At 47.5% G+C, this 17,407-nt stretch carries 15 protein-coding genes and 1 tRNA gene; 1 reads left to right on the forward strand and 15 read right to left on the reverse strand.

Annotated elements, in window-relative coordinates; all coding sequences use genetic code 11:
* Nucleotides 1–40 precede the first annotated feature (40 nt).
* The 3 genes from ACZM6M_RS04660 to ACZM6M_RS04670 form a co-directional block, all read right to left on the reverse strand.
* Nucleotides 41–1,516, reverse strand: a complete 1,476-nt coding sequence (locus tag ACZM6M_RS04660) for a DUF4454 domain-containing protein (protein WP_066547576.1) — start codon at nt 1,514–1,516, stop codon at nt 41–43.
* Nucleotides 1,517–1,718: 202 nt separating this feature from the next.
* The gene (locus ACZM6M_RS04665) at nt 1,719–2,324 is read right to left on the reverse strand and encodes a histidine phosphatase family protein (protein WP_066547564.1); all 606 of its coding nucleotides are present in this window, start codon (nt 2,322–2,324) and stop codon (nt 1,719–1,721) included.
* A 9-nt stretch (nt 2,325–2,333) separates the two neighbouring features.
* A complete protein-coding gene (locus ACZM6M_RS04670; RefSeq protein ID WP_489489812.1) occupies nt 2,334–2,984 on the reverse strand; it encodes a sigma-70 domain-containing protein in 651 nt (216 codons plus the stop codon).
* 130 nt (nt 2,985–3,114) lie between these two features.
* Here ACZM6M_RS04670 and ACZM6M_RS04675 point away from each other — a divergent pair, with 130 nt between their 5' ends.
* Nucleotides 3,115–3,990: a LysR family transcriptional regulator gene (locus ACZM6M_RS04675; RefSeq protein ID WP_066547560.1), complete on the forward strand. Its 876-nt coding sequence runs from the start codon at nt 3,115–3,117 to the stop codon at nt 3,988–3,990.
* A gap of 10 nt (nt 3,991–4,000) precedes the next feature.
* On the opposite strand, the gene ACZM6M_RS04680 is transcribed toward ACZM6M_RS04675, so the two are convergent.
* From ACZM6M_RS04680 to ACZM6M_RS04735, 12 genes are all read right to left on the reverse strand, one after another.
* Entirely contained in the window at nt 4,001–6,448 is a 2,448-nt protein-coding gene (locus tag ACZM6M_RS04680; RefSeq protein ID WP_418926803.1) for an ATP-dependent DNA helicase, read from the reverse strand.
* Nucleotides 6,449–6,588: 140 nt separating this feature from the next.
* Nucleotides 6,589–6,834, reverse strand: coding sequence for an HPr family phosphocarrier protein (locus ACZM6M_RS04685; protein WP_066547554.1), 246 nt, complete (start codon nt 6,832–6,834; stop codon nt 6,589–6,591).
* Between the two features lie 292 nt (nt 6,835–7,126).
* A complete protein-coding gene (locus ACZM6M_RS04690) occupies nt 7,127–7,789 on the reverse strand; it encodes a hypothetical protein (RefSeq protein WP_066547552.1) in 663 nt (220 codons plus the stop codon).
* Nucleotides 7,790–7,820: 31 nt separating this feature from the next.
* Nucleotides 7,821–8,510 carry a hypothetical protein gene (locus tag ACZM6M_RS04695; protein ID WP_340275389.1) on the reverse strand — a complete coding sequence of 230 codons (690 nt, stop codon included), beginning with the start codon at nt 8,508–8,510 and terminating at the stop codon, nt 7,821–7,823.
* 6 nt (nt 8,511–8,516) lie between these two features.
* The gene (locus tag ACZM6M_RS04700) at nt 8,517–9,755 is read right to left on the reverse strand and encodes a 6-phosphofructokinase (RefSeq protein ID WP_296037680.1); all 1,239 of its coding nucleotides are present in this window, start codon (nt 9,753–9,755) and stop codon (nt 8,517–8,519) included.
* A gap of 174 nt (nt 9,756–9,929) precedes the next feature.
* Entirely contained in the window at nt 9,930–10,352 is a 423-nt protein-coding gene (locus tag ACZM6M_RS04705) for an NUMOD1 domain-containing DNA-binding protein (protein ID WP_340275384.1), read from the reverse strand.
* A gap of 117 nt (nt 10,353–10,469) precedes the next feature.
* Nucleotides 10,470–11,609 carry a DUF4317 domain-containing protein gene (locus ACZM6M_RS04710; RefSeq protein ID WP_340275382.1) on the reverse strand — a complete coding sequence of 380 codons (1,140 nt, stop codon included), beginning with the start codon at nt 11,607–11,609 and terminating at the stop codon, nt 10,470–10,472.
* Between the two features lie 108 nt (nt 11,610–11,717).
* A tRNA-Trp gene (locus ACZM6M_RS04715) sits at nt 11,718–11,788 on the reverse strand.
* 103 nt (nt 11,789–11,891) lie between these two features.
* Nucleotides 11,892–12,521, reverse strand: a complete 630-nt coding sequence (locus ACZM6M_RS04720; protein WP_418926804.1) for a Uma2 family endonuclease — start codon at nt 12,519–12,521, stop codon at nt 11,892–11,894.
* Nucleotides 12,522–12,854: 333 nt separating this feature from the next.
* Entirely contained in the window at nt 12,855–14,243 is a 1,389-nt protein-coding gene (gene radA / locus ACZM6M_RS04725) for a DNA repair protein RadA (protein WP_317437952.1), read from the reverse strand.
* Between the two features lie 105 nt (nt 14,244–14,348).
* Nucleotides 14,349–14,765 (reverse strand): endosialidase, encoded by a 417-nt coding sequence (locus tag ACZM6M_RS04730; protein WP_066550707.1) that lies wholly within the window; start codon nt 14,763–14,765, stop codon nt 14,349–14,351.
* A 123-nt stretch (nt 14,766–14,888) separates the two neighbouring features.
* On the reverse strand, nt 14,889–17,402 hold the full coding sequence (locus ACZM6M_RS04735) for an ATP-dependent Clp protease ATP-binding subunit (protein ID WP_340275378.1): 2,514 nt from the start codon (nt 17,400–17,402) through the stop codon (nt 14,889–14,891).
* Nucleotides 17,403–17,407: the final 5 nt, after the last annotated feature.

Consider the following 17,407-nt stretch of genomic DNA (forward strand, 5'->3'; position numbering starts at 1 on the left):
TTTTTTTAACATAATAGAGTCATTTCGACAAATACTTCCATTAATCTCCCAAATAATATACAGCCAATATGGTTCCTTTGCTGTCATAGAGAATCCAGTTTCCCCATTCTTCTTCAGACAGGCTCAGCTCTCTGGGCTGAGCGGATGCCAAAAGCAGCGACACATGGCCGCCGCAGACAGCGCCTTTGGCAATCCGTATCTCTCCTTTATAAACCGGCTTCATAATCGTATCATCGCTGTCCTGCCACAACTTATAAACACCTCTTTCATAATCATAGTCAATGCCTATATAGGGATTCCAGCCTGGGTCTGCAGCTGTTTCCCCTTTTTCATGAAATACAAGAATTTGATTTTCCATCTCCAATATCTTTGTCTTACCAGTGAGTTCATCCACCGTTACCTCTTCCTGCCCTCCCTCCTGCACCGCTTTCATCTGTTCCTGCGTAACAGTTACAGGACAGGAAATAACTCCGGGCGCTGTAAAATACGTTCCCCGATCTTCCGCCTGCGCCATATCAAAGGAAATGCCTGTATCTCTGGAAACATGGGTTCCTGTGAGAGGTGATGACTCACCTTCCCTCTGATTTAAAAGAAAGGGAAGATAGGGTGCCTCTGATATACCCTCAGGGCCTCTATAGCCCTCCTTTACCCGCTCCTCAAAAGGAATATTCTCCAGTTCCCGGATCAGCTGCACATTGGCCCGCTCTGTGTCTGTAAGCAGCTCCTCTGCAAATGCTTCCGGCTCTATCCTGCCCCTGTACCAGATTTTCTGCTGGAAATATTCATTCAGGCTATCTGTTTTGAATTTTCTCCCATGGTGTGCGTAAATGGTGTTTCGTAAAAGAGAAAGATTCTCTGAAGGCAGACATGCAAGTTCTGTACGCGTATAAAACCGCTCTGACAGTCCTATTTCCTCATAATTGCAGGAAGAATAATAAGTACCTCCATATGCTCCCTCACTTTCTACTTCAATCCGCGTACCTGCCTGTTCATCTGTTATAAAAGCAGCACAGGCCGGCTCCTCTGTTTCCCGTTCCAGTACCCCGTCTGCATACGGACGGACATTGATGACCATTTCGTATTTGTCCTTTCCCGGCTCCAGCACAAACTCTGCCACAGCCGAAGCATTCTCTCTGTCATCTGAAAAAAAGAGCTGAATCCTATGGGAATCCATAAAGCTCTCCCCTTCATCCGGGTCGATATAAACCATGCAGCTGATTCCGCTGTCCCCGGCCAGATAAAATGGTTCGGAAAGCAGGCTGGCCTCTGCTCCCAGATCCTCCAGTACGCGGACGGAAGCCGAATCATTCAGGGGCAGCTCACCATGAGCAGACTCCTCCCTGCCCGCATCATCCATTTCCACTATTTCGTCCATTTTCCCCTGTTCCATATCAGGAGCAGAGCTATATTCCATTTCTGTTTCCCGTCCCGGCCTCTGGCCTGCACATCCTGCCGATAATCCGACAAAAATCAAAGCCATCGCTGCCAGCTCTGCTCTAAAAACCGGCTTTTTCATAAAACACACTCCCTCCTGACAATACCTTTTTTATTTTTATTATACTCCCTTTTTCCGGAGCCTGTTTTACGTTTTCCTTACAATCTGTCCCACCCGGAAATCCCTTTCGCGCTACATAGTTTCCGCCTCAGCTGCACCATGTCAAAAGCTCCATGCTGCAGACACAGCACAGAGCTTTTCTACTGAAACAATATAAAATGTTTTAATCCAAATGATCGCACCGGTCAAAATCGACCAAAACTATTCTTCCCGTCTCCGGGGCATACTCAAAGGTAGTAATGCTTGCATTATGCACAACCCGCTCCCCGCCTTCTTCGCCGCTCCCCTTTAAAAGCTGCTCCATAAAATGGGCCAGCAGCCCTCCATGGGATACAATGGCCGTATCGCCGGTTATCTGGCTTTTAATGAACTCCCAGGCTTTCAGGCAGCGGTCATCTACCTGTATCACGGTTTCCCCTCCGGGGGGAGCCACCTCTGCCGGGCGATCCCACCAGGCTTTATAGCGATCCCCGTCTCGTTCAAGCAGCTCCTGTGCTGTCTTCCCTTCCCAGTCTCCGTAGTTAATCTCCATCAGCTCCGGCAAAGGGATGATAGGAACAGGATTCTCTCCTGCTGCTGCCTGAGCCGTGGCATAGGCCCTGATCTGAGGGCTTGTATAAATGGCGGTCAGCTTTTTATCCTTCATGGCCTTTGTGAGGCAGGCGGCCTGGGCACGTCCGGTTTCATTTAAGGGGATGTCCTGCTGTCCCTGAATCCTGCGCTCAATATTCCAGTCTGTCTGTCCATGGCGTATTAAGTATAATTTCATGCCCTTCTCCTAACTGTTTAAATCCCAGCCGTCTCTCATAGGATCATAGCCCAGGGATGGACGGCCGCTTCTTCCATATCCGTCTCTGCGGAGAGCAGGAGCCGGTTCTGTTTCTTCCTCTGCCTCCCCGTCAGAAGCCGCCGTACCTTCCCCGTTTACCGTCAGGGCATCCAGCGCCAGCTTCATGATATCCTTGATCTCATCCGGCGTCATCTTCATCTTTTCCGCCAGTTCCTCTACGGTAGCCTCCCTGCCCAGCTCCTTTGCCATGACCTGGGATACGGTCTGAAGCACATTCACTCTGGCTGCCATCGTTTCCTCAATCTCCGCCTCGCTCCTTTGTTCCAGCAAGGCCGCCTCAACCGCCTGACGGATCTTCATTTCTGCAAAGTCCGGCCACTCCTGGCTTCCGTCATACTCTGTGACAGCCATCATAAGAGCCATATTGGCCTCCTGGACAAGATCGGAAATTGGAAGCTCTTTTCCCTCATATTCCTTTGCAACAGCCAGCGCCCTAGCCAGATTCCCTTCTACCAGACGGTTTCCTGCCTCTTTATCTGCCCTGGCAGCTGCCACCAGGACTCTCTTTTCCTCTTCCTGATCCAGAGGCCGGATTAACTCCATCTCCTCCAGATACATTTCATAAAAATTTTCTGCCATGAATATCTACATTCCTTTTTCATTAAAATAACATCTCTATAAGAATAATCCATCCCCGCCGCCAAGTCAACCACTTTACAAAGCCTCACAAAGCTGTTAATATAGATACAGTTATAAGGAGGACTTAATAATGGATATAAATTATGAATTATATAAGGTGTTTTACCACGTTGCCGCCACACTCAGCTTTTCAGAGGCTTCCAAGCAGCTCTTTATCTCGCAGTCTGCTGTCAGCCAGTCCATTAAAGTCCTGGAAAAAAAGCTGAACCAGCCCCTTTTCATCCGAAGCACCAAGCGGGTACAGCTCACACCTGAAGGCGAAATTCTTTTAAAACATATCGAACCGGCCATGAACCTGATCCGAAAAGGGGAAAACCAGCTTTTGGAGGCCCATACCCTGAATGGAGGCCAGCTGCGCATTGGGGCCAGCGACACGATCTGCCGCTACTATCTGGTAACGTATCTGAACCGTTTTCACAAGGAGTTTCCCAATATTCACATCAAGGTTACGAACCACACTTCCATTGAATGTGCCAAGGTGCTGGAAAACGGACAGTGCGATTTTATTGTGGCAAATTATCCCAATTCTGCCCTGTCAGGCAGCCTGCACACACGGGTGATCAATGAATTTCACGATGTATTCGTAGCTAACCGCCAGGCCTTTGACCTGGAGGGAAAATCAGTGTCCCTAAACCAGCTCCTTGACTACCCTATTATGATGTTAGACAGAAAAAGCACAACCAGCGAATTTCTCCATCAGATCTTTCAGAAAAACCGTCTGGATCTGGTGCCTGAAATCGAGCTTTCCAGCAATGACCTTCTCATTGATCTGGCTCGGATCGGCCTGGGGATCGCCTTTGTGCCGGACTTCTGCATCCCGGAGCAGGATAAGGATTTATTTATCCTTAAGCTGTCCGAAACACTTCCTGCCAGACAGATGGTAGTAGCCTACAACGAAAACCTGCCTGTATCCCAGGCTGCCAAACACTTTATGGAAATGCTGTAGCAAAAGAAGCTTACATTTCCTCCTGCCGCGGAAATTTTTCCCAAAATTCTCTCAGGGCCTGGGATACATTTCCGCGGTTTACTACGGTATAGGTCCCCCATTCCCTCGGAAAAAGGGCTACATACTCCGGGCGCAGAAAACGGTCGTCCAAAAGAGCGATCACTCCTTTGTCATTCACCGTGCGGATCACCCGCCCGGCCGCCTGCATGACCTTATTCATGCCCGGATACTGGTATGCATAATCAAAGCCATTTCCCTCTCTCTCGTCAAAATATTCTTTTAAAATCTCCTGCTCCGTGTTTACCTGAGGAAGTCCCGTTCCCACGATAACCGCCCCGATCAGGCGCTCCTCCTTTAAATCAATTCCCTCAGAAAAGATACCTCCCATTACGCAGAGCGCGGCAAAAGACCGGCTGCGTTTCGCTTCAAACTGCTCTAAGAACGCCTCTCTCTCCTCCTCTGTCATCCGGTTTGACTGGCAAATGCGGTCAAAGCCCAGAGAGCCTGTCCTTTCCCGCTCCAAAAGGATAGCCTCCACCTGTTCCTGAAACTGATAGGACGGAAAAAATACCATATAATTGCCCTTCCGTTCCCGGATAATGACTTCCAGATAGTCTGCAATCCGCTCGTACTGGCTCCGTCCCCGCCTGCTGTAACGGCTGCTCACATCCGACGCCGCAAGCACCAGACGGTTTTCAGGTGAAAACGGCGATTTGGCATAGACCGCATATTCCTGCGGATCACCGCTTAAAAGCTCCTTATAATATTGAACCGGCAGCAGGGTAGCCGAAAAAAACACCGTACTTTCACTCTGATCCAGACACCGGCGCAGACATTCTGACGGATCCATGCACATGAGCTTTACCATAAAGCTTCCATCCTCCAAAAGCCTTGCGTAGATCCTGTAGCGGTCATCTAAACGGTCATGGATATTCAAAAAATCACGAACCTTAAAATAGAGCTCCAGCACCAGATCCCGGTCCGTAAATTCTCCGTTTTCATTCATAAAAGCTTCCAGCTCTCCAAACATGGCCATCAGCTCCAGGGCAAGCAGCTTCACATCACCCAAAAGCTCATAATCTGCGCCCAAAACTCTCCGGTGGCTGATCCCTTCTTCCTCTTTTCCTGTCCCGTAAGCTCTCTTCAGCTCCAGCATGCGCTTATTGCAGGCATCCAGAAGTGAGACTGTCTTTGCCGCTCCGGGAAGTCCCTTCAGGATTCTTTTTGCTAAAAGAAGATCCTCCTTCACAACGGCTGCGCTGTACATTTCCCTGGCTCTTGGCACCAGATTGTGGGCCTCATCCACCAAAAACAGGTAAGAGCCCGTCTGCTCCCCCTCAGCAAAATAACGTTTCAGCCGCACATTGGGATCAAACACATAATTGTAATCGCAGATAATCCCGTCTGTCCAGCTGCTGATATCCAGACAGAACTCAAAGGGACATACCTGAAACCGCTCCGCATACCGTAATACCTTTTCTCTGGTAATCCCCTCTTCCTCATGAATGATCTCATAGACCGCGTCATTGACCCGGTCAAAATGGCCTTTTGCCCTGGGACAGTCATAGGGATTGCAGCTTGGCTTTTCCAGCACGCAGAGCTTTTCCTTTGCCGTAATAGTTACTGTGTTAAAATACAGCTCTTTCTCTCCTCTCAGGATATCAAAGGCCTCCTCTGCCACGCTGCGCGTAATGGTTCTGGCAGTGAGATAAAACAGCTTTTCCCCATAGCCTTCTCCCATGGCCTTTAAGCTGGGAAATACAGTAGAAAGCGTCTTTCCCACTCCGGTAGGCGCCTGGATATAGAGGTTTCTCCCCTCTGCCACAGAGCGGTACACACAGGCAGCCAGTTCCTTCTGGCCTTCCCGATATGCATAGGGAAATTGCAGAGTCTTTAAGCACTCCTGTCTGCGCATCCTGTGATGGTACAGATACCTGGCCCATTTTACATACTCATGGATCAGTCCTTTAAACCAGTCCTCCACTTCCTCTCTGGTTTTAACCTCCTTAAACCGACGGATCTCCTCCGTCTCAATATTGCAGTAGGTAAGCTGAATCCCAATTTCTTCCAGATCATGGTGAACGGCATATATAGTTCCATAGCAAAGCGCCTGAGCCATATGGACCGGATCCGGCTCCTCCAGCCTTCCCGGATCCATATAAATACATTTGATCTCATCAATGGTCACTCCGCCGGGCTCTGTGATGATCCCATCGGCCCGTCCCTCAATGAGAAGCTCAAACGAATCCTCTTTTACTGTATGCTTTAAGCTTACCTCTGCCTGATAATCCGAGCCCATCCTGCGCTGGATCTTCCGGTGCAGACGGCTTCCGGCCTGCATAGCCTCCTTTTTTGCTCCTGCCATCCTGCGGTCATCCAGATCGCCTGACCGCATCACAAATTCCACCAGATTCCTCACGGAAATCCGTACCTGAGACAGAGCTTCCCTCTGTGCCATTTTCTCCCTCCTGTCGGCCTCTGGAGCAGATGCTCCCTTTTCCTCTGATTGCTTTCAGCATATCACAAAAAAAGACGGATTGCAAACTTATGTTCGCAGTCCGTCCCCTGTCACAGGTTCCGTTAAAAGAAAAATAAAATTTATGCAGCTGTTGTGCAGGAATCCGGAGAAATGGTTTCCAGATATGCTTCAAATTCTTCATTTTCACCATTCATCTGTACGGTCAGAACTCTTGCAAGATCCAGGCTTAATACACCAAGGATGGACTTTGCATCAATTGTAAAACGATTATAAAATACATCAACATCAAAGTCACACCTGGAAGCCTCCGTTACAAAGCGCTTTGCCTCCTCAATGGATGTCAGCAGAATTTTCTTTTCTTTCATTTTCAAAGACTCCTTTTTGTATCAAAGTGTGTTATTCTATTTCGTTGTATAGTTATATCACTATTACACTTTCATGTCAAATTTTATTCTGCCTCCGAGTCATTCATGAATTTCTGATGTTTTTTGTGTATTTTATATATTTTTATCTCACAGCTCTCATTTTGTCCGTCATAATTGCAAATTACATTTCCTGTTTTTAGAAAATACATTTTGTTCTCATTTAAATACAATCAGAGATAACAGAAATTTTCGTGAGAGTTTTGCAAACGTTTTCGTCTTTTTTGCTCCCCCGTTATCTGCTGCTCTCCGTTGCATATTCCCGGAATATTTTTGCAGTGCGGTACAGGCAGGTCAGCTTCATAACGCTTACGATCAGTGTTCCGATGGTACCTACCAAAAGCGCCGTAATTCCCAGCATCCCGTTTAACATCACCAGAAGAACGGAGCTTATCATTAATCCAAATGAATACACAAACCACTTCCAGAGCCGTTTCCATTTTACAGCCATCTCTTCATCCAGCGCACAGATTACTTCGGAATGGCCCATATACTCGGAATATTCCCCGTAAAATGCCAGGATCATCACAGGGAAGGAAAGCAGTCCGATCAGCGAAGCCATAGCAGCGCCCTCCGGAACCAGAGAGCTTCCTGCATCCACTGCAACGGATGCCAGACAGCAAATCGCTGCCATACGGTAGCGGCTGCTTTCAGAAGACAGCTTTAAAAGTATATAGCCATACGCGCACAGCGTAACCATACTGATGATCCGCCCCGGCAGATACAAAAAAGGCAGCCAGGCTGCCACCGCCTGATTGCTCAGTACAGCGCCTGCTATACTGGGAATTACCATCCAGAACAGTATTCCCAGCCATTTTCCCAGCTCCTCTGCTTTGGAAACAGAAATCACAACCTGAAGCTCATTTTCATTTTGAATTTCTTTGTTCCATTCGTTCATACCATTCCCTCCTTTGTTCCTTTTACCGGGATCAGGGTGCATGAAAACTGGCCGCTATCCCCACAATGATTCCCAAAACCATAGCGATTCTTCCTATAAACTGCCCCATGCGATAAAACTCGCTGGGTTCTCCGCCTTCTACTGCAAGGCCGTGCTGAAATTTAAAAAGCAGATCCGGGAATGCAGTATCCAGAGCCAGCAGTACACCTAAAAAAGCGATCACAGGCAATACTTCCACCCTTCCCCGTTTCTGACAGTCCTCATTCACCGCCCAGCGGTAGATACAGCTGTAATCAGGAAAAAGCTCCTCATCGGAATGCTCCGTAGATATACCGTTTTTTATCTGCATATCAAAGTATACTTCTTCTCCATCCCCCGTTAAAAGCCAGGTATCTCCCACCAGATGGGCTTCCCCCTCGAAAACCAGAGCCCCGTCTTCAAAAATCTTCCCTCTGGAGTTATCAGGATCCCATCTGACTTCATAAAGCTTCTTTGTTTCATTAACAGAAAACTCAATCCATGCAGCCCTGTCCTGGCGGCGGATCTGCATTCTATAATCCGTCTCTCCATCCGCTCCTGTAAAGCTCCCGTCCTTTTGACGGTACAGAAACGTTTCCTGCATCCATAAACCGGGTCGGAACAGAGTATACAGATATACCGAACCAAGAACCAGGCATACGGCCGTTCCGATGAAAACCGCCCATTTTTTCCACTGTCTCATATTTACCTACCGTTTCAGCACCAGATGCTGGGGAAGCCCGTTTACCATAAATGGCTGATAATCGCCCTGGATCAGAGGCTCTACGTAGTCAATAAATTCTCTGGTTACATAATTCCCCTCCCGGTTTACCCAGGATCTGGGAACCAGCTTTTCATTATTTGCAATCTTATGCACATCATAAATTCCTGCCGCGCTCATATAGGGGTCATCCGATACCCGGTCGATAACAACCATACGCCCGGAATCCCCTTCGTCTGCCGCTTTTACCGCGGCGCCTCCCACCATAAAGGCTTCATTGATATCCACGCGTGAGGCCATATGGGAAGCGCTGCGCTGGAGGGTAGAAAGCTCTACAGCTCTGGTCTTGCAGCCTGTCTTGGCGGCCAGGAAACTGGCCAGATAGCCTGCGGTTCCGGCCAGCTGTCTGTGACCAAAGGCATCTACATAATCGCTTCCTCCGGCCAGCTGGCATACATACCGTCCGTCCGGTACCTTGATGCCCTCAGAAACTGCAATTACAATGGAAGGCTTCTTTTCCAGCAGGTCACTGCATTTTTTCAGAAACCGGTCTACATCAAAGGGAATCTCCGGAAGGTAGATCAGATCGGGACCGCAGCAGTCCTCTGTCTTTGCAAGAGCCGTAGCTCCCGTAAGCCAGCCTGCATTCCGTCCCATGATTTCCATGATAGTAATCATTTTCCGCTTGTAGGAAAGGCCCATGGCATCCCGGATCACTTCTTTTGTGGAGGCTGCAATATATTTAGCCGCGCTTCCAAAGCCAGGGGTATGGTCTGTAAGCGCCAGATCATTGTCAATGGTCTTTGGAACACCTAAAAACTTCTGCTCATGTCCCTTTACGATCGCATAATCGGAAAGCTTTTTGATGGTATCCATAGAATCATTTCCGCCGATGTAGATAAATACTTCGATCTCCAGTTTATTCATAATGGAAAAGATCTTTTCATAGATTTCGGGATTTTCATGGATCTCCGGCAGCTTAAAACGGCAGGAACCTAAAAAGGCAGACGGAGTACGCTTTAACAGCTCAATATCCATATCCGAATGAATCTGCGTGGACAAATCCACATACATCTCATCCAAAAAACCTTCAATGCCGTGAAGCATACCGTAAACCTTATGGAAGCCTCTCTCCTTTGCAGTCTTGTATACACCTGCAAGGCTGGAATTGATCACAGCAGTAGGGCCTCCAGACTGTCCTACGATAATATTGCGTTTTTTTCCCATAACAAAATCCCCTTTCCTGTTCATGGACAGACAACCTTACAGACGAAGGGGAACCTTTAACCGTCCCGGCTGTCTGCCTCGTGTCCTTATTGTACTATAGGAAAGGGGATTTTTCCAGCACTTTTTCAGATTATGCCCGTATTTTGCGCTGTATTTTATGTATATTATACAATTTTATTTGTTTTCTTCTGATTCTTTTTCCTTCCAGATAAAGCCTCCGGCCGTTTTCTGTGCTCCGGTAAGAGCACAGGAAAGGCTTCTTCTGCTGATGCCCAGACTTCGGCTGGCATGAGCAATAGAAATAAATTCAGCAACCGGTTCGCCGTCTAACGTCATCTGGATCAGCGGACGCTTGTCATGGTAGCCGATCCGGCTGGTAAGATCTATGCTGATCGGATCTTCGGGAGTATTTTCAGGAACAACCCGCCACAGATAACCGCCTCCTGTTTTACGCTCTCCATGGGCAGCTCTGGCGATAGAACCTAACGATACGCCTGTCGCTTCGTAAGCCAGACGGGAGCTTTTATAATCTGCAATAAACATTCCGTCGCGGGAATACTGTCGATATACATGACCTGCTTTAATTGTACGACTCATCTGTAAGTTCACCCTTCCTTTTGTAATATGGCTGTAGTCATTATAGCAACTATTACTTTTTTTGTCCATACAGCATAAAGTGTGCATAGACTGCCTTACTTTGGGTGTGCAGAAAGCCTATTTCTGTACTGCAATGGAACGACAGGAAATACCGTTGATTTCCACATGCTCATTGATGGCAATGACAATGCAGGGGCGTCCGTCGATCATCCTGTTTTCCACCAAATACGTCTTATCCGGAGCCACCTTGATGGTCACGTCCGGTGTTTTTATTTCAAATGTCTTTGTGTTTACCACATTAGCTGCCACAAAGCTTGTTTCCGGCGTATTTTCCACATCCTTATAGCGCTCCTCAAACTCCTCAAGCTTCTCCGGCGATGCGCCGTTATTTTCAAGGAGCTTCTTTACCTGGTACTTATCCAGAGTCAAAGGCACTGGCTCGTCCTTTGTCTCCTCTACCAGTTCGCTTAAATTTTCATGGATATTTTTTACGGTTTCAAAATCACAGTTTTCTCCCAGTGTTTCCTCCACGATCGCCTGAAAAGTTTCCTTCTGGCTCTTGGCCGACATGGGAATCCCGCAGCCTAATACCTCGTCAATCAGGCTGTCCGGCAGCTGCTCCGGATTTTTGGCATAAAAGAGCAGACTGTGAATATCTGTATTCCGGTCATTGAAAGCCGGGAACAGGAAGCTGTTGATGGGCGCCTCCACCAGCCAGTCCCGGATGCGGTTTTCAATGGCATTTGTCATGGAATTATAACAGAGCCCTGCCTTTGAAAGCTTCACAGGACAGATGGTACACTGGATAAACTCATATACATAATCAGACGCGTCAAACATCTCCGAACCGTCTGTGGCCTTTGCAGGAATATCATAGGCACAGTGGATGAGAATGATATAATAATTCTCACCGTAATCAAAATTGGCAATAATCTTATCATAAAACTCCTCGATGAGCGCCTCATCCTTTAATTCACTGTCTCTCAGCTTTAAAAGGAAGTTCTGGGTGCCCCCTTCTGATTCCGTATGTAAAGGAAACTCCATATTTAAAAGATTTTTCCCCACTGTTCCCGAAAGCCCGTTTCTGAAAATGGTAAAATACTTAAATGCCTCTTCCTCCGGCAAAGAAAGGAAGGCTTCTTTTAATTCTGTCTTTTTGTTTTTCTCTGAATCTACATAGCAGCCGCAGATCCGGCTGATGGCACAGTTTGCAGGGGTAAAAAGTTTTTTGATCTCATTACATTCCTTCTTATTCATAAATTTCTGTATCTCCTGTTCCGATTTCCTTGTTTAAATACAAAAAACCGGAATACTCTACAGTACTCCGGACTTCTTGCGGGTTGGGCTATTTCTTCAAATAGTCAGCAGGGGAAGAGGGGCTCGAACCCCCATCTACGGTTTTGGAGACCGCTGCTCTACCATTGAACTATTCCCCTATTTGGTTGTTTGTTTTGCTGTTCTCTCGAACCTCAGTTATAATACCATACCATCAGGAAAGTGTCAACAGTTTTTTTATTTTTTTAAATTATTTTTTTTAGATTATACAATTACTATTTCCAGATCATCATAAATTCCGGACTTTACTTTCTCGCCAAACCTGGCAAATAACGGAACCCAATCCTCAGATTGCCTGTAAATTAAAATAGTTTCTTTTATAGGATCAACAATCCAATATTCCAGGACACCTGCTTCCAAATATAAAAATTGCTTTCTGGAATAGTCCATTTTCCTGCTTGAAGATGAAACTATTTCTATAATCCAGTCCGGCGATCCATGACAGCCTTTATCATCTATCTTATCAGGATCACAGATTACAGATATATCCGGCTCTACATAGGATTCATTTTCATCATTGTCTTTTAGAAACACAGCAAATGGCGCAGGAATAATTTCACAGTTTCCATTATGTGATTCAATATAATTATAAATTTTCCCATGCAAAGCACTTATAAGTTTTTGATGTTTTGTGCTTATTATAACGTAACTATCCAGAATCATCCTTATTCGAAGATGAAATTCGAATAAGCTGAGATTGCATATTTGAGTCAAATACAATGCCAGGGCTTCGTTAATTCTAATATAAGCATCCAGCTGTTTCTGCAACAGGAAGCCGATATCCAAACGAATACATACTTCTCTAAATGTTTCCACCAGAACGAATTGCCGCATCTGCGCCATCCATCAAACACAACGTACCCTCTCCGATAATGAGCATCAGATTGTGCTAATACTCAGCTCATTCATTCCAAGCCTCCAATCGGGAAATTTTCTATATTTATACTAATCTGATTCTTCCCATCGGACATCTTCTTCCATTCCTTTCTGATAAACATAGTTTACCAGAACAAAACCAAAAAGAAAACCATCCTTTAAAATAGGTTCGTCAAAATAACGTTGGATTATTTTGTGTATTTTGGGGATCTGTAAAATGTCGGTTAGCAACGTATGAAAAAGAAGTCTGAATCAGTATTTCGTTCGAACGTTATCCATATGATTTCACCCCTACAAAAGCCCGATCGCCTCCCGCACATTGGATACCCCGATCATCTTAAGCCCTTTTATGGGCTTCATCTTATCGAGACAAACCTTTGGAAGCACACAGGAAGTAAAGCCCATCCTGGCTGCCTCGGCTGCCCGTTTATCCGCCTGTGAAACCGCCCGGACCTCCCCGGAAAGCCCCACTTCTCCAAATATAAGCATACCCGGATCCACCGGCCGGTCCTTATAGCTGGACATAAGAGCCATTACAATGGCAAGATCTAACGCCGGCTCATTCATCCGCATACCGCCTGCGATATTGACATAGGCGTCCAGACGGGACATCTCGTATCGGCACCTTTTCTCAAGCACTGCCATGAGAAGATTCACACGGTTATAGTCCGTTCCTGCCGCCGTGCGTCTTGGCATGCCGAAATTTGTTTCAGCTACCAGAGCCTGAACCTCTAAAAGGATGGGACGGCTTCCTTCCAAAGAGCAGGAAACCACTGCCCCGGAAGCATTTTCCGGCCGGCCGTCCAACATATATTCTGAAGGATTCTCCACCTCCATGAGGCCTTCCTCCCGCATCTCAAATACACCGATTTCATTGGTAGAACCAAAACGGTTCTTTACACTTCTTAAAACCCGATAGACTGCGTTCCGGTCTCCTTCAAAATAGAGCACCGTATCCACCATATGCTCCAACACTCTAGGGCCTGCCACCACCCCCTCCTTTGTCACATGGCCTACTACAAAGATGGCAATGCCCCGGCTCTTTGCAATCTGCATCAAAAGGCCTGTGGATTCTTTTACCTGGCTGACGCTTCCGGGAGCAGAGGAAATCTCCTCCCGGTACATGGTCTGGATGGAATCGATCACCACAATCTGGGGCTTTTCCAGATCAATGGCCTGACTGATCCGGTCCAGATTTGTCTCGCACAAAAAACGCAGATCTCCTGTTACGCTTCCGATCCGGCAGGCCCGCATCTTGATCTGCTTTAAGGACTCTTCTCCTGATATATAGAGCACTTTTTTTCCATCTGCTGCCAGCTGACGGCAGACCTGTAATAAAAGAGTGGATTTCCCGATTCCCGGATCTCCTCCCACCAGTATCAGAGAACCGGCTACGATCCCGTCTCCCAGCACACGATCCAGCTCCTTAAAGCCTGTGGAAATCCGATCCTCTTCTTCTAAGGATATCTCTGATAAGAGGGCAGCTTTCTCCCTCTTGCCTGCACCGATCCCGCTTACGGCAGACAGACGGCCAGAGGGGGATGCAGACCGTGCTGATCCTGCCGTCGGTTCCTCCACCAAGGTATTCCATGCCTTACAAGCCGGACACTGACCCATCCATTTGGAAGATTCATATCCGCATTCACTGCAGAAAAATGCAGTTGTCTTTGCTTTTGCCATTTGTTTACTCCCTGTTCTTTGATCCGCTGACAGCGGAATTCTGAAAAAAGGAGGCCGTCTCCGGCCTCCTAATGTTCCGTCTGTTTTCTCAGACAGAATCCATCCTTACGCTCTCTTTACGGCCTTTACCTTTACAGCCGTTCCCTCTTCCAACTCTACGCTGACACTGAGCTTTCCGCTCATGTTGGTCTTCATGCTGCCTACAGCCACTCCGTCTACATACACCTCGTAGTCTGTGTCATCCTCCAGCTGTACAGTGATCTGGGCATCCTTAGCGCCCTCTACCGAAAACTCCACACCTTCATCTGACACAAGGAAATGTTCTGCAACTGTACCCGGAACGGATTCATATACAAACAGATCATTGCGCTCCAGCTTTGTGATCTCATAGAAGGTCTTTACCTTGTAAACATCTCCCTGATATTCAAAATCGGACTTCTTCGCTTTCTGTCCCAATGTGTAATTACCAAAACTGATGGTGCCATCCTGCTCTGTGCGGATCAGTTCTTCAACAACCGGCATCTTTTTATCCTCCTGTTCATTCAGTCCCATAAGGCGGACTGCCATTCTCCACTCCCTGTCTCACAGGGATATTCTGTACTCCGATTATACAACAACCGGTTCAAAATAACCAGTTATTTTTTCTTACTTTGCCTTATTTTCTAAAACCTGCTTTTCTATTTCGCCGGAAGCGGACTTTTTCCGCGGTACAGCTTTCTTTTTTACGGAAAAGCTCAGATCCTCTCCCTCAAGTCCTACCTCTACCAGAGCATTTTTTCGCACCTTATGATCCAGCACAGCCTCTGCCAGCTTATCCTCAAGAAGGTTCTGGATCGTACGTCTTAAAGGCCTTGCGCCGTATTTGTCATCATATCCCTTATCGATCAGATAATCTCTGGCCGCCGTATCTACAGACAAAGTAAGCCCCAGCTGTTCTCTGCTGCGCTTTATAATACCCTGCAGCATAATATCTGCAATCCCCTTCATATGTTCTCTGTTTAACTGGTGGAACACGATGATCTCATCAATGCGGTTTAAAAATTCCGGCTTAAACAGATGCTTCACTTCATCCATCACACGGCCTTTCATAAAAGCATAGTCGGCCTTTGCATCTGTGGCAGTTCCAAAGCCCAGACGCTTGGGGGAAATGATATTTTCTGCCCCTGCGTTGGAGGTCATGATGATAATGGTATTTTTAAAGTCGATCTTCCGTCCCTGGGCATCTGTGATATGACCGTCGTCCAGAACCTGTAAGAGAATATTAAATACATCTGGATGCGCCTTTTCAATCTCATCAAAAAGGATCACGGAATAGGGATTCCTGCGTACCTTTTCGCTGAGCTGTCCGCCCTCCTCATATCCAACATATCCTGGCGGAGAACCGATCATCTTGGAAACACTGTGTTTCTCCATATATTCGGACATATCTACCCTGATCAGGGCTGTTTCTGTACCGAACATAGCCTCTGCCAGAGCCTTGGAAAGCTCTGTCTTTCCCACACCTGTCGGGCCAAGGAATAAAAAGGAGCCAATGGGACGTTTGGGATCTTTTAATCCCACACGGCCTCTGCGGATGGCCTTTGATACGGCAGTTACGGCTTCCTCCTGCCCCACTACCCGCTCATGGAGAATACCTTCCAGATTTTTAAGGCGCTCCGACTCTTCCTCTGCCAGCTTTTTCACCGGAATCCTGGTCCAGCCTGCCACTACATCTGCAATCTCATTTTCACTGACGATCAGTCTGCGTGTTTCCTTTTCCTTCTGCCATTTCTCTAAAAGGGCAGCGATCTTTTCCCTCAGCTTTTCCTGCTTTTTCTTGATCTCCCCTGCCTTTTCATAAGCCTCCTCCCGGACAGCAGCCTCTTTTTCATCCTCCAGCTTTTCAATCTGAGCCTCTAACGCTTTGACCTTGTCCGGACGGGTATAGTTCATAAGCCGTACTCTGGAAGAAGCCTCGTCAATCAGGTCAATGGCCTTATCCGGCAGGAAGCGGTCATTGATGTACCGGCTGGACAGCTTTACCGCAGCCTCCAGGGCATCATCTGTGATCTCTACCTTATGATGATCTTCATAACGGCTTCTGAGCCCCTTTAAGATAGAAACGGATTCCTCCTCGCTGGGTTCGTCGATGGTAACGGGCTGGAAACGGCGTTCCAGAGCAGAGTCCTTTTCAATGTACTTTCGATACTCATTGATCGTGGTGGCTCCAATGAGCTGAAGCTCCCCTCTTGCCAGAGAAGGTTTTAAAATATTGGAAGCATCCATGGCTCCTTCTGCTCCTCCGGCGCCAATGATCGTATGGATTTCATCAATAAAGAGGATCACGTCCTTTGAGTCTACCACTTCGGCAATTACCTTTTTGATCCGCTCCTCAAACTCACCTCTGTATTTGGAGCCAGCCACCATGCCGGACAGATCCAGGGTCATCACCCGCTTATCCGCAATGGTTTCCGGCACGTCTCCTGCTGCGATCATCTGAGCCAGTCCTTCTGCTACTGCCGTTTTTCCCACTCCCGGCTCACCGATGAGGCAGGGATTGTTTTTTGTGCGGCGGCTTAAGATCTGGATCACCCGGCGGATCTCATTTTCACGGCCGATCACCGGGTCTAGCTTTCCCTCTTCAGCCATCTTTGTAAGATTGCGGCTGTAGCTGTCAAGGGTAGGTGTGGCATTTCCCCGCCGTCCGGCTCTGGAGCTCTGCATCTCCTCCTTTACAGTGGGAGCATCCTCGCCCATGGCGGCCAGAAGATCAATATATATCTTCTGCACACTGACGCCCATGGTATTTAAAAGGCGGCTGGCAACGCAGTCTCCCTCCCGCAGGATCGCAATGAGCAGATGCTCCGTACCGATCTGGGCTTCCTTAAACCGCACAGCCTCCCGATAGCTGTTTTCGATCACGCGGCGGGCTCTGGGAGTATAGGCAGCTGTATCTGCTGTCTGAAGGGTAGGATTGGGAGCAATGAGCTGGCTCACCAGCTCCACTACCTTATCCTCTTCCACTCCATTTTCCTCCAGTACCTTGGCTGCCACGCCGGTTCCTTCCTGCAAAAGGCCAATGAGAAGATGCTCCGTACCCACATAGCCGTGGTTTAAGCTCTCTGCCACGCCAACTGCCAGGCTTAAGGCTTCCTTTGCCTGTGGTGTATATCGTTCCATAACTT

Source organism: Enterocloster sp., from assembly GCF_057861365.1.